The 17,548-nt window shown below is 64.7% G+C and carries 18 protein-coding genes and 1 tRNA gene; 9 read left to right on the top strand and 10 right to left on the bottom strand.

Annotated elements, in window-relative coordinates; all coding sequences use genetic code 11:
* Positions 1-17: 17 nt before the first annotated feature.
* On the bottom strand, positions 18-1,730 hold the full coding sequence (gene dhaL, locus AC07XB_RS29810; RefSeq protein WP_492376280.1) for a dihydroxyacetone kinase subunit DhaL: 1,713 nt from the start codon (positions 1,728-1,730) through the stop codon (positions 18-20).
* 227 nt (positions 1,731-1,957) lie between these two features.
* Between dhaL and AC07XB_RS29805 the strand changes: the two genes are divergently transcribed.
* From AC07XB_RS29805 to AC07XB_RS29770, 8 genes are all read left to right on the top strand, one after another.
* On the top strand, positions 1,958-2,272 hold the full coding sequence (locus AC07XB_RS29805) for an ArsR/SmtB family transcription factor (protein ID WP_492830960.1): 315 nt from the start codon (positions 1,958-1,960) through the stop codon (positions 2,270-2,272).
* Entirely contained in the window at positions 2,269-2,628 is a 360-nt protein-coding gene (locus tag AC07XB_RS29800) for an SRPBCC family protein (protein WP_492830961.1), read from the top strand. The genes AC07XB_RS29805 and AC07XB_RS29800 overlap by 4 nt, the downstream gene beginning before the upstream one ends.
* Before the next feature lie 45 nt (positions 2,629-2,673).
* Positions 2,674-3,285, top strand: coding sequence for an ATP-dependent Clp protease proteolytic subunit (locus AC07XB_RS29795; RefSeq protein ID WP_492830962.1), 612 nt, complete (start codon positions 2,674-2,676; stop codon positions 3,283-3,285).
* A gap of 138 nt (positions 3,286-3,423) precedes the next feature.
* On the top strand, positions 3,424-4,311 hold the full coding sequence (locus tag AC07XB_RS29790) for a DUF4261 domain-containing protein (RefSeq protein ID WP_492830963.1): 888 nt from the start codon (positions 3,424-3,426) through the stop codon (positions 4,309-4,311).
* Between the two features lie 220 nt (positions 4,312-4,531).
* Entirely contained in the window at positions 4,532-4,732 is a 201-nt protein-coding gene (locus tag AC07XB_RS29785) for a hypothetical protein (RefSeq protein ID WP_492830964.1), read from the top strand.
* 95 nt (positions 4,733-4,827) lie between these two features.
* Positions 4,828-5,541, top strand: coding sequence for a hypothetical protein (locus AC07XB_RS29780; protein ID WP_493688124.1), 714 nt, complete (start codon positions 4,828-4,830; stop codon positions 5,539-5,541).
* On the top strand, positions 5,522-6,838 hold the full coding sequence (locus AC07XB_RS29775) for a hypothetical protein (protein ID WP_492830966.1): 1,317 nt from the start codon (positions 5,522-5,524) through the stop codon (positions 6,836-6,838). The genes AC07XB_RS29780 and AC07XB_RS29775 overlap by 20 nt, the downstream gene beginning before the upstream one ends.
* A 28-nt stretch (positions 6,839-6,866) precedes the next feature.
* The gene (locus tag AC07XB_RS29770; RefSeq protein WP_492376287.1) at positions 6,867-7,262 is read left to right on the top strand and encodes a hypothetical protein; all 396 of its coding nucleotides are present in this window, start codon (positions 6,867-6,869) and stop codon (positions 7,260-7,262) included.
* 21 nt (positions 7,263-7,283) lie between these two features.
* Here the strand turns inward: AC07XB_RS29770 and AC07XB_RS29765 are convergent, their stop codons facing one another.
* Genes AC07XB_RS29765 through AC07XB_RS29750 form a run of 4 tightly spaced genes read right to left on the bottom strand, consistent with a single transcriptional unit; the run spans position 7,284 to position 12,383 of the window.
* Entirely contained in the window at positions 7,284-8,006 is a 723-nt protein-coding gene (locus AC07XB_RS29765; protein ID WP_492830967.1) for a DUF2894 domain-containing protein, read from the bottom strand.
* Positions 7,999-8,646, bottom strand: a complete 648-nt coding sequence (locus AC07XB_RS29760) for an OmpA family protein (RefSeq protein WP_492830968.1) — start codon at positions 8,644-8,646, stop codon at positions 7,999-8,001. Before AC07XB_RS29760 ends, AC07XB_RS29765 begins: the two co-directional genes overlap by 8 nt.
* Complete coding sequence (locus AC07XB_RS29755) at positions 8,643-11,630, bottom strand: DUF802 domain-containing protein (RefSeq protein WP_492830969.1); 2,988 nt, start codon at positions 11,628-11,630, stop codon at positions 8,643-8,645. The genes AC07XB_RS29760 and AC07XB_RS29755 overlap by 4 nt, the downstream gene beginning before the upstream one ends.
* Positions 11,631-11,639: 9 nt before the next feature.
* Complete coding sequence (locus tag AC07XB_RS29750; RefSeq protein WP_492830970.1) at positions 11,640-12,383, bottom strand: DUF3348 domain-containing protein; 744 nt, start codon at positions 12,381-12,383, stop codon at positions 11,640-11,642.
* 299 nt (positions 12,384-12,682) lie between these two features.
* Here AC07XB_RS29750 and AC07XB_RS29745 point away from each other — a divergent pair.
* A tRNA-Thr gene (locus tag AC07XB_RS29745) sits at positions 12,683-12,757 on the top strand.
* A 132-nt stretch (positions 12,758-12,889) separates the two neighbouring features.
* Here the strand turns inward: AC07XB_RS29745 and AC07XB_RS29740 are convergent.
* The 5 genes from AC07XB_RS29740 to AC07XB_RS29720 all read right to left on the bottom strand — a co-directional run bounded on the left by AC07XB_RS29740 (position 12,890) and on the right by AC07XB_RS29720 (position 17,473).
* Complete coding sequence (locus AC07XB_RS29740; RefSeq protein WP_492376290.1) at positions 12,890-13,711, bottom strand: DODA-type extradiol aromatic ring-opening family dioxygenase; 822 nt, start codon at positions 13,709-13,711, stop codon at positions 12,890-12,892.
* Positions 13,712-13,736: 25 nt separating this feature from the next.
* The gene (locus tag AC07XB_RS29735; protein ID WP_492376291.1) at positions 13,737-14,600 is read right to left on the bottom strand and encodes an IclR family transcriptional regulator; all 864 of its coding nucleotides are present in this window, start codon (positions 14,598-14,600) and stop codon (positions 13,737-13,739) included.
* 52 nt (positions 14,601-14,652) lie between these two features.
* Positions 14,653-15,783 carry an FAD-dependent monooxygenase gene (locus AC07XB_RS29730; protein WP_492376292.1) on the bottom strand — a complete coding sequence of 377 codons (1,131 nt, stop codon included), beginning with the start codon at positions 15,781-15,783 and terminating at the stop codon, positions 14,653-14,655.
* Between the two features lie 484 nt (positions 15,784-16,267).
* Complete coding sequence (locus AC07XB_RS29725; RefSeq protein WP_416051812.1) at positions 16,268-16,513, bottom strand: helix-turn-helix domain-containing protein; 246 nt, start codon at positions 16,511-16,513, stop codon at positions 16,268-16,270.
* 162 nt (positions 16,514-16,675) lie between these two features.
* Positions 16,676-17,473, bottom strand: a complete 798-nt coding sequence (locus tag AC07XB_RS29720; protein WP_492830971.1) for a YdcF family protein — start codon at positions 17,471-17,473, stop codon at positions 16,676-16,678.
* Between the last annotated feature and the right edge of the window lie 75 nt (positions 17,474-17,548).

The following is a 17,548-nucleotide window of genomic DNA, read 5'->3' as shown; positions in this document are numbered from 1 at the left end:
CATCTGCCGCAACGGCACTATGTTTCCAGGGCCGAGGCGATGGCTTTCGTCCATACGCCAATGGCAAAGGCGCCGGGGTCCACATGCCCGAGTGCTCGTTCTCCGATGTAGGACGAGCGGCCTTTCAGCGGCATCATGTTGCGCGTCGCTTCCGCGCCACCCAAGGCTGCATTCACTACCTGAGTTGCGGCATGCAATGCGCTCTGACCTGCCTCCTGCGAGCGCAACGCGAGGGCCGCAGGCAGCAGGGCATCGAGCATCGTTCTGTCACCGGCTCCAGCGCCGCCCAGCCTGACCATGCCGTCGCAGCCTGCTTGCAGCGCTTCGGCCCAGGCGGATATCGAGGTGAGGCTTGTGCTGGTCGAGAGGGCAGCGCCGGCACGCAGGACAAATACCGCGTACAACGGGCCGGAAGTTCCCCCCAGGACCCGACGCAGGATGCCCGATATCTGCTGCAGGGCAATGGCCGGCCGATCCAAAGCGAGGGTATCGAGTGCGTCGTCGATCGCGCGTGCGCCTCGGGCGAGACTGATGCCGATGTCGCCATCCCCGACAACAGAGTCCAGCTCGGTCAGGATCTCCTCGTTTCGCTGCAGGGCTTGTGTGACGGACTGCAGGACACGCCTGAACACCTGGGCGTTGGCCGCAGGCCACGCAGCACCCTGGGTTGCGCTTTGTTCCGCCGCCTTATCACAAGACTGCCTGGAAATTCCAACTGCGGGAACGGTCATGCCGTGCCAGGCGGTGGCGCCGGCGGGGGCATTGAGGCGCGCCAGAATCGCATCGTCGACCCGCATGAGGGAGATCGAACAGCCGGCCATTTCCAGCGCGGTAAGAAAGGTGCCGACCATCGCAGCTTCCACCTTGATACCGTGCGCAGAGCATCTCAGCAGGGCCTGGCGGGTGACAATGTCCAATTCTTGCGCTGGTGTGGCGCCGAGGTTATTGACCATCAGCGCGACACGATCGCCTGCTTTCAATCGGCCTTGCTCGATGATCCGTTCCAAGAGAACGTTGACCATGTCATCCGCCCGCTGGATAGGGCCACGACGCACGCCACTCTCGCCGTGAATGCCGAGCCCGTATTCGACTTCGTTGTCTTCAATCTTGAAGCCTGGCTTTCCGGCGGCAGGTACCGTACAGGCACTTAGCCCCAGCCCCATGCTGAACAAGCCAGCGGCTGCCTGTTGAGCCTCGGCCCTGACCTCCGCGAGCGATAGACCGGCATCGGCTGCAGCGCCCGCGACCTTATGAATGAACACCGTGCCGGCAATGCCGCGGCGGCCCACCAGGCCGCCGTTGTCGTTCAGGGCAACGTCATCGCCCACGACCAGGATCTCGACCTTCACGCCGAACGTTCTGGCAATCTCTGCGGCCAGCCCGAAGTTAAGGCGATCGCCTGTGTAGTTCTTCACGATCAAAAGCACGCCAGCCGGGCCGGCGACAGTCATGATGGCGTTGAGAACGGCGTCCACGCTGGGCGAGGTGAATACCGGCCCGGCAACGGCAGCAGTCAGCATGCCGCTGCCTACGTAACCCCCGTGGGCAGGTTCGTGGCCGGCGCCGCCGCCCGAAATGATGCTCACCTTGTTGGCGGCGGCGAGCGCCTGGAAGTCTTTGCGAACGACAGTGTTCTCGCCTGCCAGCAGCGTCAGCCTGTGGTCGGCCAGCACAACGCCCTCAAGCATTTCGTCGACCACTGAAAGCGGGTCATTGATCAGTTTCTTCATCGTAATGTTCCCTTTCGCCTGAATCTGTCGCCAGGAATGCTGGCTGGGGCACCGCCAAGGCATCCGTCCAGCGACGCAGCCAGCCACGGTGACAATTTCTTATAGTAAGCGGAATCAACTGGCCGAGGCTGAACGTGCAGCTACGCGCGTCAGGGGTACCGGAGAAATACCGCGCATCAACCGTCGGTGTGCTTGTGATTCATATAAGTATACGCTAATGTATTGTCATGATTGAAAACGACATCTTCAAGGCGCTGGCCGATCCGACCCGCCGCATGATCTTCGAGAAGCTGGCGGCTGGCAGCATGAACGCCAGTGCCTTGCGGCAAGGCATGGAGATCAGCCAGTCGGCCATGTCCCAGCACCTTTCGGTGCTGCGCAACGCCAGGCTGGTGTGCGAAGAGCGGCAAGGCCGTTTCGTGAATTACGAGGTCAACCCAGAGGGACTGGCGCTCATCGCGGGCTGGCTGGCGAAGTATCGCGCCTACTGGCCGGCGCGCGTCGACACGTTGAAGGCTTTGCTGAAGGACATGGACCAATGAACGACATGCAAACCGAAGGGCAGATGAAGGATCTGGTGCTCGAATACGAACTCGACGCGCCGCCCGAGAAGGTCTGGCGGGCAATCAGCATCCCCGCGTTTCGCGAGAAATGGCTGCCCCAGGGAGCATTGGCCGATGCCGAGCCGGTTTCTTCGACGCCAGACGAGGAAATTCGCTACAGGATGCGGGACGAAGAGCCGCCTTTCCTCGAAAGCACAGTGACGTTTCGGCTCAGGCCCAATGCCGTTGGCGGCACCGTGCTCAGAATCATCCACGTGCTGGAAGACGCTCAGCTAGAGCGCCACGCGCAGACGGCCGCGAACGACAGCTGGCCCTACCTCATGCGCGCCGCCTGACGCCTCGCGCCGGCAACCGCAAATCTGGAAGACAGGAGTTCGCCAATGCGCGAAATGATGCAACTCGTCCCTACGGTCGTCGAGCAATCCAGCCGGGGAGAACGGTCTTTCGACATCTATTCGCGGCTTCTGCGCGAGCGGATCGTCTTCCTGAACGGTGAGGTCAACGATGCGGTATCCGCATTGGTCTGTGCGCAGCTCCTGTTCCTGGAAGCCGAGAATCCGGCGAAGCCTATCCATCTCTACATCAACTCGCCCGGCGGGGTCATTACAAGCGGTCTCGCCATGTACGACACCATGCAATACATCAAAGCGCCGGTGCATACGCTGTGCATGGGAACCGCGCGCTCCATGGGCTCGTTTCTGCTGATGGCGGGTGAGCCAGGCGAAAGGGCGGCGCTCCCCAATGCGAGTCTGCACGTCCATCAACCGCTGGGCGGTTTTCAAGGGCAGGCGTCGGATTTCCTGATTCATGCCGAGGAGATGCAGCGGACCAAGCATCGTGTCACCCGGCTCTATGCCGAACATTGCGGGCGCACCTACGAGGAGGTCGAGCGCACCCTTGACAGAGACCGCTACATGACATCGGAGCAAGCGCTGGAATGGGGGCTGATCGACCGCGTCCTCACGCAACGGGAGCCGACACCGTTGCGGTGAGCGAGCGAGCCGAGCCTCCTGGCGCCGGCCAGTAGAACTCGGATCTTGATGCGGGAAGGCGACAGCTGTGATTGCGGCCTGTAAACTGGCGGCGCGATGCGTGGATATCGCGCTTACCTTACTCCGCCCGTACAACAGATGAACATCTTCTCCCGCTACTTCGGACGCGCCGACGAATCTGCCGATGCCACCGCCCTGACCGCCAACGCCGCTATCGAGAATCCGCTTAGCCTGCAGGTGCTGTTCTGCGGACCGCTCACGATGCAGGCGGCTGCGTTGACGACCGCCTTGCGCGCCTTTCATCCCGCGATGAGCAAGGCCCGCGCCGAGATTGCGCCAGACATGCAGGAGTTGTTCGGGCTCATCGGCTGGGGCAAGCACGTGGTGCGGCTGATTGGTTTCAACGCCCCCTATCCGCAGGACTCGCTCGAAGCCTGCGTGGCGCCCGCAGCCTACCCGGCGCAGGTCAAGGACGAGGTACGCGCGCACACCAGCCACATCATCCTGTACTACGCTGGTTTTGACGACAATCCGCTGGAGCAGTACGTAGCGCTCGCCGCCGTAGCCGGCGCCCTGGCGGGCTTCGGTGCCCTGGCGGTGTTGAACGAGCATGCGCGCACCTCACTGCCCGCCGGTATCCTGGCGCCAGACAGTCTTGGCAGCGAGAGCCTGGAATTGCTGCGCAGCCTGCCGCTCAATGCCCTCTACTGCGGGTTCGTCAAGTATGAAGTGCAGGATGTACAGGGCGTGTGGATGCGCACCTATGGCGGCGACCTGTTCGGACTCCCCGACTTTGCTGTGCTTGCCAGTGGGCACGAAGAGGGCCAGCGGTATGCCGACATCGTCAACAACATCATGGGCTATATGATGGAAAGCGGCGCGGAGCTGGCGGCCGGGCATACCATGCAGATCGGCGAATCCACCTATTTGAAATTGCGCGAGCCGGCCGAGGTGGAGTATTTTCTGGATGGCCCCGGAAAGGTGCTGGTTGCAGAGGTGATTACGGAGGCGCAGATCAATCTGTAGCACTGCGTAACGGTTGCCGCTTGACAAACATATTAGTGACCCGGGGCCAGCATGCTCCTTCTCATGTGCCTTCGCGCGCGCAGGTGCGAGGCAGCCTGGCCGCGCGACAGTGGCGCTGCCGCGAACGCATCATCCACGCACTCAACGGAGAGTAGACATCGAAGACATCGCGTTTGGCCTCGGCCTGCTTTTGGGGGGCATTTCCGCAGCCGTTGGGAGCATGCGGCTGCGCTCGGTAATATGGCGCGTGGTTTTGCCGGCCAGCATGGCAATCGCAGCATTTGCCGCAGCGACAATCTGGGGGCGACCGTACTCGGGCCTTCTGGTTTTGTTCATCAGCGTGGCCACCGGCAGTGGCTATCTGATCGGCATGCTGGCAGCGCTTTTCACGCGGCGCGCCATCCATCGAAGGACAGGTTGACGCGCGGATGAACCAATGCGCCAGGCTGTCGCCGATCCAATTGCCTCGTCAACTTTGAAACGCTTACACCGAATTCCACCTGAATGCCCACCGCCTTGCAAAGACGCCTGACCACCCTGCGCCGCGCCGCGCAACAGAAGAACCACTTCGCCGTCGACATCATGAGAACACGACCTGGCAAGAGCGCAGGCATCCGGGCGCTGGCCTTCTGGATGCTCGCTCTTCTGTTCACGACGTCCGCATTTGCTCAGCAGTTCGACCGCGCGGCACAAGCGCAGCGTTATCGCGCATGGCAGCAGCAATTCGAAACCGACTTCGCCACGCTGCAGCAGCGGCGCAAGGCGGGCGCGCAGATCACTGAGGCGCAGATCGAGCAGGTTTTCGCAAAGTCAGTCGTGCCGGAATCGCGTGCCGTGCCGCTATTGAAGGCTCTGGCGGAACAGAGCGACATTAGCGCGGGCAGCGGCTTCGCGGTGGTGGGTGCGGGGCGCATCTTCTTCGACCTGCTGCGCGACGCGGTGCCGGCGGGTGACGGCGGCATCTATCCGGAGAACGAAGCGACGATCGGCGCGCACAACCTTAGCGTCTGGTATATGCACATCAACGGCGGCGGTGGCGACACCACGGAGCGCTACTTCAGCGACCCCAAGCGCTTCGAGCCCTATCGCCTGCCACCGGCGGGCAGGTTTGAGCGGCGTGCCTATCCCTTCCTGTTGATGGATGACAAGAGCGGCGCATTGCGCCTGGGCGGCGTCAGCGCCGAGTTCTGGAACCTGGTGTCCTACCTCCATGCCACGCAATTTCAATAGGCCTAGTCCAGCGCAAACGCTGGCACTGCTGCTCGCGCTTTCCGTCTCGCCGGTCGCTCACGCCGTGTGCGATCCGGCGGCCAGCGCCTCGGCTGCGATGACGCGGGTTGTGGTGGACTTTCCGCTGGACGAAGCGGGCACGCTGCTGGGCCTGGATGGCGCGCGCGTCAAGTCGGACAACCTGGACATGCCGCTGCGCATCTCCATTGCCGGCCGCGCGCGGGCTTTGCTATGGGCTGAGCAGGTCGACTGGTCGGTCTACGGCCTGCCCACGGACCAGCGCGTGGGCCCAACCGTGCTGTACTTCGATGATGCGGGCGACAGCACGCGCCACCTGTGCCGCGTGGAGCAGTACCGCTTCACCGAAGCGTTTGAACAAAGGCGCGAGGCGCTGCTGAGTCCGGCGCAGAGCCTTCGTTACGCATCGGAGCGGCGGCACGGCCAGCCGGGCAATCGTGCCGACGATGCGCGTGCGGCCGGGCCTGAAGACTACAAGCGGGAGCGCACGCTCGTCCTGCGCTACGACGGCGCGGCACGCTTGGCTGGGTTCGACACGTATGACAGCGATGACGACGCGCCGCCAAAGCTGTCCAGCCAGCATTGCCTACGCTACGACAAGGCAGGCTGGCTTGCCTCGTCGGGCGAAGGGGCATGCGAGTCCGGCTCCGGCGAGACGGCCGCGCTGCGCTATGTGCATGATGCCGATGGCCACCTGCTGCGCATGATCCAGCGCGATGCCCATGGGCGGCGTGTGCAGGTGCGCACCTTCGACGCGCAAGGCAAGCCACAGCACCTGTACGTCAAGGAAAGCCCGAGCGAGGGCTACTCGTCGATAAACGCAGGCCTGCCCTATCGCTTGCCCGAAAGCCTGGGCGCCCAGGAGGGGCGGGGCTCAAGCTATGCCGCGAGCAATCCCGCGCAATACACCATGGTACTGAACGGCCCGGACTGGCGTGTTCCGTCGGTGGAGTCCTGGCATTACCCATGGAAGATCCTGCTGCTGCCCGGCGACGAGGCCGCGGGCGACATGATGGCGTTCAGCGCCGGGCAGCGCGAGGTGCTCGCCGCTGGCAACAGCGGGCGGGGCAGCGACATCCGCCTCACCGCGCAACAGAAGCGCAAGATCTGGGAAACCGCGCGCGCGCGTCCGGGCCGGGTGTTCTGGAACTATGCGCCGGGGCAGGACCTGGTGCTGGTGGCGGCAATGCCGGAGGCGTTGTGGCGGCAGTGCGCGGATACATCGGAGCTCACGGCGCAGGCTTGCGAAGTGCCGCCGATCGCCACAGGCAAACGCTAGATAGACGACCAAGCAGACAGATCAAGCCATGCCAAGCGTTTCATTTTCCATTCGTTTTCTCTTTGCCTGCTGTCTTCTGGTCGCGACAGCCAATCACGTGCGGGCAGATTTTCAACATGGCTTTCTCTGGGACTACGGCTATGGGAATGGCGCGTACTTGGCCAGCCGGGTGTTCTGGGGCGCGCTGACGATTGTCGATCCCTTGGCAGCACTGCTTCTTTTCATCAAACCAAGGGTGGGCATTGCTCTCACCGCGGCAATCATTATTGTCGACGTCGTTCACAACACGTTTTACGTCGCATTGAATCGGCAATGGCTCGAGCCGTTCTATCTTTCGCAGGTGGGGTTCCTTCTGGCGGTGCTGCTCCTCGCACCTGTGGCGTGGCATCGTACGGCTCGCCGGGACGAACTAAGCCGATATTGACCCGCCGTCCTCCAAGCTGCGCTAGCGTGGCCTGCTGCGAGCGCTCGGCTTGATGCTCCCTGCGCGCGGCGCGTCTTTACCCGCTATGACACCGCCGCCGTTCATCTGCTCCATCCACGACAAGGCATCGACGTACGACAAGAACTGGTGGAGATATTCAGGCGACAGATCGCGCATCAGGGAGAGCGAGCGATGCACGAGGCGGCTCGAATTGAGCGGGCCGGCATTATCCGGCACTTGCTCCAGCGACTGCCGCAACCGTCGATCGGTGCTGACCCTGGACCAGGTTTCCCGGAAGTAGTCGAGCACCTCCATGTCCGGTAAGGACGCGCGACGGGGCACGCCAGCAATCGCCGCGGGGGCGCCGCGATCCGACGGCGCCCGGATGGCGATGTAGTTGACCAGTCCGGCCAGCGGCCCGCGAGGGGGAGCGCCTGGCGATGCTGTGCCGCCGACATTGCCGACATTGCTGTTCTTGCTGTCTCTGCAATCGGCGCTTTCAAGATCTCCGGCATAGGCTTCGAGTAATTTGGCCAGCCTGGCGTCCAGGATGTGTCGCGCATTGCCGCTGTGGGCGGCCGCGCGTCGGGCCAGCGCCTCGATGAATCGAAAGCGGACAGGATTCAGGCGATCGGCACCACGTGCGCGCCAAGCGTCGAGCGTGGCAAGGGCGTCGCGGATGTTGCCACCAATCTCGCCACCAATCTCGCCACCTATTTCGCCACCTATTTCGCCACTAATCATGCGGCTTCCCCGTTTCGTTGGACGGCCTCGGAATCGGTGCGATTTCCACGCGCCGGTTCTTGGCCCGTCCCTCGTCGTTGGCATTTGAGGTCACGGGCTGCTCGGCGCCGAAGGCGGCCGCAAACACCGAGGAGGGCGGGACGCCTTCATCGATCAACGCGCGGGTTACCGTCAGCGCGCGCTGGGCCGACAGCTCCCAGTTGTCGGCAAAGCGGCGGTTGGCCTCGCGCACCTGGCGGTCGTCGGTAAATCCGCTCACCATCAGGATCTCCTCGCGGGCCTGGAGGTAAGCGGACAGCGGCGCGGCCAGGCTCTTCAACACCTCCCGGCCTTCGGGCTGCAATTGATCGGAGTTGAGGGCAAACAACACGCTGCCCTTGATGCCGATGCGCCCGTTGACCAGCGTCACCCGGCCCGCCGCCAGCGGGCCAGCCAGCGCTTGCTCAAGGGCCTCGCGGCGATGCTTCTCCACCTGCCGCTGCTTGACCTCCTCCTCCAGCCTGGTCGAGAGTTCAAGCTGCACGCCGATGACGCTCACCAGGATCAGCACAAAGGCGCCCAGCAGTACCGACATCAGGTCACCAAAGACGGCCCAGATCGGCACGGTCGGCTCCACGCCGGCGTCGATCTCCTCGCTCATGCCGCTTCAGCGCTGGCGGGCGCCCGCTGTCCTGCGAGATGTTGCAGGTTTTCGACGATCTGCTTCTGCGACAGCATGCTCAGGTCGATGACTTCCCTGGCCTGTGCGACGTAATAGGCAAGCTGTTCGTCGCTACGCGCGGCGGACTTGTCCAGCGCGGCTTCGATGCGCTGCAGGTGGGCCACCAGCTTGTCGTTCGACTCGCCGAACAGCTGCACCGCCATGCCGAAGGCTTCGCCCAGGCTTGCCACCTCGACGGCGCTGCCCGTGACCTGCGCGGCGACGGCTTCCAGCTTCCCGGCTTCAGCCTCGACCTTGTCGGTGAACCGGGTGCCAACACGATCCAGCAGATCCGCCGTCGTGCCCACCAGCGCGTCGACGGCCGTGCGCTGCTCGGTGGAGGCGTGGTTCACGGCATCGAGCAGGGTTTCGAGCGTTTCCAGCAAGCGGCCACGTTCCTCCAGCATCGCGTTGTCGCGGACCATGCTGTCCGAGAGCTTCTGGCGCAATTCGCCAATGACATCGGCGGCTGCCTTGGGGGCTTCCGAAGCGGCTTGCACGAGCCGGGCGATCTCGGCGATGGTGTTGCTGGCATGCGCCTGCGTCTGGGCCGAGATGTCGCGCGCGGTTTGCGCCAGCGTGTCGCAGACTTCCTGCTGCCGGCTGGCGTTGTGCGTGCCTGCCTGCTCCCATTCCTGGCGCAGCGTCGCCGCCATCGTGCCGAGCGTATCGGTCCAGGCCGCCAGCCGCTGCTGGTCCCGCGCGGCCAGTTCCGCTTTCAGGTCCGCATGCGATTGGCCCACGGTGCGCACCAGCGACGCCGAGTGCTGCTCGAACGTCGCCGCGGCCGCCGCCAGGGCGTGTTGGTTGTCGCCCGACAGTTTTTCGCTGACGCGTTCGTGCTGGGAGAGCGCGTTGTTCCATGCTTCCGACATGCCGCTTGTTGCGGTTTCCAGGCGGGCGGAGACGCTTTCCAGCAGCTTGGGGGCCGCCGAAGCGGCTTGCACGAGCCGGTCGATCTCGGCGACGGTGTTGCTGGCGTGCGCCTGCGTCTGGGCCGAGATGTCGCGCACACTCTGCGCCAGCGTGTCGCAGATTTCCTGCTGCCGGCTGACGTTGTGCGTGCCTGCCTGCTCCCACTCCTGGCGCAGCGATGCCGCCATCGTGCCGAGCGTATCGGTCCAGGCCGCCAGCCGCAGCTGGTCACGCGCAGCCAGTTCCGCTTGCAGGTCCGCATGCGACTGGCCCACGGTGCGCACCAGCGACGCCGAGTGCTGCTCGAACGTTGCCGCGGCCGCCGCCAGGGCGTGTTGGTTGTCGCCCGCCAGTTTTTCGCTGACGCGCTCGTGCTGGGAGAGCGCGTTGTTCCACGCTTCCGACATGCCACTTGTCGCGGTCTCGAGGCGGGCGGAGACGCTTTCCAGCAGCTTGGGGGCCGCCGAAGCGGCTTGCACGAGCCGGTCGATCTCGACGAGGGTGTTGCTGGCGTGTGCTTGCGTCTGGGCGGAAATGTCGCGCACGCTCTGCGCCAGCGTGTCGCAGATTTCCTGCTGCCGGCTCGCGGTGTGCGCGCCCGTCAGTTCCCACTCCTTGCGCAGCGTCGCAGCCAGCGTGCCGAGCGTATCGGCCCAGGCCGCCAGCCGCTGCTGGTCTCGCCCAGCCAGTTCCGCTTGCAGGTCCGCATGCGACTGGCCTACCGTGCGAACGAGTGCCGTCGATTGCTGCTCCAGGCTCGCCGCGGCAGCCGCCAAAGCGTTTTGATTGTCGCCCGCCATTTTCTGGCTGACGCGCTCGTGCTGGGAGAGCGCGTGGTTCCAGGCCGCCGACAGGCTGCCGGTCGTGGCTTCCAGGCGGGTGGAGACGCCCTCCAGCAGGCCTGCGGAGCGTTGCTCGAAGGTGTCGGTGAACCGGGAGAGCGAGGTGCGCAGGTCCTGGGTAAGCGCTTCGCTCGATCGCTGGTGCCCCGCCAGCGCATCGTTCCAGATGCCGGCCACGGTGGTGGTGGTCGCCTCGAAACCGGTCGACAGGCCGTCCAGCTGCCGCTGCACGGCCTGCGTGACGGTGTCTTGCAGCGCGGCTGTCCCGCGCGCGAGGCTTGCCATGGTGGCCTCCACCGCCGGCTGGAGCGCCGCACCGGCGGCGCGGGCGCTATCGGCGACGCTCTCCTTCAAGGATTGCTCCACCGAGGAAGCCAGGCGGGTGTACGCGGCCTCGGCCTTGCCGTGGAAAGCGTCCTGGCTGGCGAGCTGGCGCTCGTGCAAGGCCAGGCTCTGCTGTTCCATGGCCGCCATCATGGCCTGCAGCCGATCGACCAAGGTGGGCATCACCTCGGCCTGCCGCTGCAGGAGCTTGAAGGTCTCCTCGCGCTGGTGGGACAGCGAGTAGATGCGCAATGTCGTCGCGATCCTGGTGTCGAGCATCTGCGCCGCTTGTGTCCGCTCGCGGCGGCACAACGTCGAAAGCAGCCCCAGCATCGCGGAGGTGGCCACGCCCGCGACCGAAGTGCCGAATGCAAATCCCAGGCCCTTGACCGGCGCGGCCAGCGAGGCGCGGATGGCCTGCAAGTCCGTCGCGCTTTCCAGCGCCATGCCGGTGCCTTTCAGGGTGGCCACCATGCCCAGGAACGTACCCAGCATGCCCAGCAACACCAGCAAGCCCACCAGATACGGCGTGAGCGACGGACCCGGCAAGCCCACGCGCTCACCTTCGATGCGCAGGCGCGTCGCATTGCGCAGGCTCGCAGGCAATAGCGCCAGCCAGGCATCCAGGCTGGCCGGCGGCTCGGACAGGCCAGCTATGGCCCGCGCCAAGGTGGACGTGGCCTGGTGATAGCGCCGCAGCTCGAGTGCGCCTGCCACATAGCAGGCGCCGATCAGCATGGTGACAGCCAGCGCCAGGGAGTTCGAGCCGGCGTAGCCCACACCGATCCAGCACACCGCGGCCAGACCGACCAGAAAAACAGCGAAATTAAGATATCTGGACATGGCGTCCTGTTAGCTGGAGCGAAGGGCGGCAAGCAGCCCTTCGACCGGTTGAAAACGAATATCCAGTTCGGCAAGCAGTACGCTGCGCATATCCCTGCGGAACACGTCCAGCCATGCGCCGGACGTGACCGCCGCGGGCTCGCCCGAGGCCTGGGCGTCGGCCAGCATTGCCTGCTCGGCCTGGCGCAAGCGCGCGAAGTGAGCTTCCAGCAAAGCGGGCACGCCACCAAGCAGGCTGCGCTCGCGCGCACCCAGTGCCCCCTCCATGACAGCATCCACCGCTGCGAGCTGCGACAGGGCGGGCGTCCTGGCGGCCAGCATCGCCCGCAGGCGGCCGCGCAAGCTGCCGATACCGGTCTCCATCGCCTGCTGCATTGAGAGATAACGCTGACGATAAGTCGCGTAATCGACCGCTGCATCCATGGAATCTCCCTGGGCAGGCGCTTGCGGTTGCCCGCGCCGCTTGGCGGAAGCAACGGCGCTATCGCCTGCGATGGCATTTGCCAGCGCGGCTCGCACACGGTCGCACGCAAGCGCCTCGGCGCTGCCGAAGGCGCGCGCGCCCGGGCCTACCGACGGCGGGTTGCCGTTCAGGGCCGTGGACAGTTCGATGGCATCGGCCCAGCCGAGCCACTGGCTCAGTCGGTCCGAGAGCGATTGTCTGGGTTCGGGAACATCGACGTCCGCAAGGCGCGCAAGCAAGCGAATGAGCGTCGGGCCGCTGCAACCTGTGTGCTGTGGAGCTTGCACCATACCGGCTGAATCAAAAACCCTGCAGTTTACACGCCAGCGAGGGGTGGACCTACCGCATTTCGCTTTGAATTGCGAATACCCACGCAGAGTCACATCGGAATCACATGCCGCGAGATATTTCTGCCGGAACAGAGATGGAAACTTTCGCGATTAAGGGGTTGCCGAGCAGGGTCGATTAGTCCATAATGCAGTCCATTGATTCGGCGGGAACTCAAAAAATTCCTTAAAAATCAATGGGTTAGAGTGATTTTTGGTGGTAAGGATAAAGCAGTAAGGTAGTAAAGCAACGCGTAATCGTTGCCCATGTGGCTCAGTGGTAGAGCACTCCCTTGGTAAGGGAGAGGTCGGCAGTTCGATCCTGCCCATGGGCACCATGTCTTTTCCCCAGGTCCCCAGGTTCGCGTTCTTCGCGCGGGCTCATCAAGCTAGCTGGCGCCGACAAGCTGTTCCTCCCGGCCCACGCTACTCTCGCCAATGCGGAATCCCGCACCGGCTGCCTTCAAGTTTCAGCTTCCCCCAAACATAAAGCTCGACACGGTGATGCCGCCGGCGAAGTCGTCTTCGTGGTAGACGCGCGTGGCAATGTCGTCTTCGGCCGCACCCACGGCAACCATCAATGGCAACAAGTGCTCTTCTCGCGGATGGGCCTGCCGGGCGGCGGGTGCGCTTTCCCAGCCTGTTAGCGCGGCAGTGCGCTGCGCTGGGGTGGTTGTCGTCAAGGCTTGCTGGAGCCAGGCATCGAATGCAGCCGATGGTGCTTTCCCAGCGGGGCCGAATGCGCGCAGGTTGTGGTAGCTCAGCCCGCTGCCCACGATGAGGATGCCTTCGTGGCGCAGCGGCACCAACGCTCGCCCGAGTGCGAGATGCGTTTGCGGATCGAGCCCGCGCTTGAGCGAGAGCTGCACGGTCGGCATATCGGCGTCGGGATAGATGGCGGCCATCGGCGCAAACATGCCATGGTCGAAGCCGCGCAGCGGATCGAGCCGCGCGGCCAGGCCGGCGTCCTCGAGCAAACCTTGCACGCGCGCGGCGAGCTGCGGTGCGCCCGGTGCCGCGTACTGAATCTGGTAGGTGTAATCCGGGAAGCCGTAGTAGTCATAGATCATGGGCGGCTTCGGGTTGGCCATGACCGTGAATTCCGGCTCTTCCCAGTGCGCCGAAATCATCAGGACGGCCTTGGGCGCACTGCCCGTGCGTTGTACCAGTTGTGGCATCTGCTGCAGCGCGGCCTTGAGCTTGTCGTAGCGGTTGCCCATCTGGTCCTCCATCCAGGGCCAGGGCCCGCCGCCATGCGAGATGAAGAATGTAGGGAGTGCAGGCGTTGTCATCCGGGCGTCTCCTGTTGACGTGGTGTCAGTGTGGGTGGCGCTGCCCGGCGGCGTAGCCGAGCAGGCCGGACAAATCGCGTGCGGCGCGCTTGACCTCGCGCTCCACGCGTTCGCGAAGATCGGGGTCGCGCTCGAAACGAATGTCCGGGCCGGCCACGCTGATGGCAGCCACCGTGGCGCCACTGGCGTCGAATACGGGTGCCGCGCAAGAGTCGATGCCGGGCTCGAACGCAGAGAAGCTCCAGGCGCAGCCGCGCTCGCGGTCGGCGGCGAGGATGTCGCCCAGGCGGGCATACGTGGCCGGGCTTTGCCCGGTGACGGTCGCGAGCGGTTCCTCGCCGAGACGCCCGCGCAGCGTGTCTTCCGGCAGGCCGGCAATCAGCATGCGGCCGGGCGTGGTGAGGTGCGCCGGCACCCGGCTGCCAACCTGGATATTGCTGACCAGCGAGGTCTGAGGCATATCGCGCAGCAGGTAGAGCACGTCGCCGCCATCCAGCACGCCGAGATAGGCGGAGAGCCGCAGCGATTCGCTCAGGGTGGCCAGCACGCGCCGCGCAAAGACCGTGAGATCCTTGCCTGCCAGCACCTTTGCGCCCAGCTTGAGCAGAGCGAAGCCCGCCTGGTGGCCGCCCTGCGGCAGCCGCTCCACCATGCCTTCGTGTTCCAGCGTGGCGAGCAGGCGCATCACGGTGACGCGGTTCACGTCGATGCGCCGGCCGACTTCGCTCAGGTTGGTGGTGGACCCACCTTCCGCGATAAAGCGCAGCAGCCGCATGGCGCGGATCACCGGGCTGACCAGTTGCGTCTTGTCTTCGTCGCCGCCGTCGGCGAGATCGGCGGCATCGCTAGCGTCGGGCACGGGCTGGTTCAGCTTGGGGTTCTTGCTCATCGGTTCCGTGGAAAGGGGGGGGGGCGGCGAGGTCAGCCTGCGGACTTGGTGCTTAGCCGAGGGCTACCTGCCAGGCGTTGTAATCGTACACCCAGTCCGCGTTGCCGCCTTCCTTGAGCCAGGCATTGCTGCGCGAGCCGATCTGGATGCGGCTGGTGCGCTCAAAGCGCGCGGCCCGGTAGCGTGCGAGCGCGCTGGGGATGTCGTCGCCATTGGCTTCGGCCAGGCAGCGCGCCAGTACCACGCCATCCTCGATGGCCATGCCGGCACCTTGCGCCATGAAAGGCATCATCGGGTGGCAGGCGTCGCCCATCAGCGCGACGTTGCCGGCCGACCAGGCGGGCAGCGGGTCGCGCACGTAGAGGGCGGAGATCAGCACGTCGTCGCAGGCATCAAGCAGCGCGCGCGCTTCGGCATGGAAGCCAGCGTAGGCTGCGCGCACGTCTTCCACACGACCCGGCGTGGTCCAGGATTCGTTGCGCCAGGCTTCCTGCGCCACGGTGGCGAAGATAAAGATCTCGCGCCCGCGGTTGAGGGGGAAGGTGACGATCTGCGACGTCGCCTCCGGGCCCCACCACTTGGTGAAGGCCTGCAGGTTCGGCACGCCGGCAAGGCGCTCGGCGGGCACCACCGCGCGGTAGGCCACCACGCCGGTGAAGACCGGATGCTCGGGCCCGAACAGCGCGGTGCGCACGGCCGAGTGGATGCCGTCGGCACCGATCAGCACATCCACGTCTTCCTGTGTGCCATCGGCGAAATGCAGCGTGGCGCCGGCCGCATGCCGCTCGATCTGCGTCGCCTTCTTGCCCAGCTTGACACAGGCTGCCGGCAGCGCGGCTTCCAGCGCGGTCATCAGGTCGCCGCGGTGCATGGTGAGCTGCGGCGCGCCGTAGCGGATCTGCGCCTCGTCGGACATGGCCAGCCGCGAGGTCTCCTCGCCGGTGTTCCACACCCGGCTGATGCGGTGGCTGGGCCGCGCGGCGGTCTCGCGCAATGCCTCGCCCACGCCCAGGCCATCCAGCGCGCGCACGGCATTGGGCGTGAGATTGATGTCCGCGCCGACCCGCGCGAAGCGCGAGGCTTGCTCGAACACCACCACGTCCTTCCCGAGCTTGCGCAGCGCAATCGCCGCGGCGAGTCCGCCGATGCCGGCGCCGTTGATGCCAATCTTTTGTGATGCCATGGTGCTTGTTCCTCTGGGGTCGCCTTGGTGTGGGCCCGGGTGTGCGCCTCGCTGCTCAGCGGTTGCGCTTGCCGGCGTGTGTTCAAATATGAACGTAGTGTTCATAAAAGAATATAAAGACGAGATGGGGATGTCAATCCGAGGGTTTACGCGGGGAGGACGAAAAAAGAGGCCGCATTGGGGCCTCAGGGGGAAGTGGAGTGGGAGGAAGGGCGATGCGTTGGGGGGGGGGCTGGCCGGCCGGAAGCGGCAGCTTACTGCTGAGCGCTGATCACTACGACATCCGCTGCCATGGGCCAGCTGTGGACTCCGTCCCTGGAGTGTCGTCGTTGGCAATGGCTTGGCACGCAGCGGCATGCCATGTCTGAGGCCCCAGGGCGTCGAGCCGGGTTTGCCGTTGTTCGCAGCCGGTCAGGGTACAAGCGCGGGCCGGTGCCCGGCTTGTTTGTGCAGTTGGACCTCCCGAGCTGGCTAGTGTTGACGCTTAGAGCTTGGCAACAGCCATCAACTCCGCGACCGTAACCTCAAGCGCAGTCGCGATTCTCAAAAGATGCATCACCCCCAAATTCTGGCCTCCCCGCTCCACCGAACTCATATAGGAGCGGTCGATGCCGGCCAGATGGGCAAGCTCTTCCTGGGAAAGGTCACGCCGAAGGCGGACCTCTCTGATCGCGGATCCCAACTGGACAAGAGGGGCGGCACCACCGTGCCTTGGGGAAGCTATTGGCATTTAGCAGCTTGGCGGGCAACTGGCTGTTGAGTATCTGGAGAGCGAGGCAATCGCTGCCCCCTCGGCCGATCGGAAACGGAAGCCGGCAGCTTACTGCCGAGCGCCGATCACTCACGCACTTCGTCACCCCGGTCTTCCATCGTTTTCCTTGCCTCTTTCCGGTCAGAATTCACGCAATACCCAGCCACTGATAAACGCAAAATACTCGCGCAGCCAGGCGTTGTAACGCAAGTAAAGCGGCGTTGGCGCTCCTGCGCCAGACACTGCCTGGAACCCAGCCTTACGCGCGATCCGCTTTGCGCGCACCAGATGAAAATCACTGGTCACCAGCACCAGCGGGTCTGCGGCGCTCACGCCCTGTTGCGCAAGCAACCGGTGGCTGAAGAGCAGGTTTTCCTCCGTGCTGGTGCTCCGGTCCTCCCGGATCAGGCGCTGCGGTGCCAGGCCGTGCGCGATCAGGTAGTCCGCCATGATGTCCGCCTCACTGCACAGCAGCCCGAAATCCTGGCCGCCGCTCACCACGACTCGCGCTGCCGGCCATTGCCGCGCCAGCGCCAGCCCTTTGTCCAGCCGTGCAGCCAGGGTGGGCGACGCGGCGCAACGTGGCGTGCCGGAGCCCAGTATGAGGATGGTGTTTGCCGTCGGTCCCGTTGCCGGGAAGTTCGCGTTGCTGGCGCTGATGAAATAGAAGAACATCCCGAGCGTCACCAGCCACACGGCAAATGCTGTGCGGCCCAGCGCCCAGATCCATCGATGCCGTGGGCTGGCCGCGCGCCATCGCGCTACCCGCTCCCAGCGCCATGAGAGCGCGAGAAAGGCCGCGCCGATCGCCAGAGGGAGGACGACCCCGAAGTTGAACAGCCCCATCAGCATCAGGGCGATGGCATCGGCCACCAGCAGTGCGCCAAGCAGGGCAAGGCAGGCGCGCCGCCAGAATGCGCCAGTCTTCAAGTCATGCATTGTTGTTTGGACCCATATCGTTAGTCAGTATGTTTAAGCGTGATGCAAGGCCAGGCGCTGGCTGCCTGGCCATGC

This window comes from Cupriavidus sp. GW821-FHT02F09 (assembly GCF_059421605.1).
This window is presented reverse-complemented; position numbering and strand designations above follow the sequence as displayed.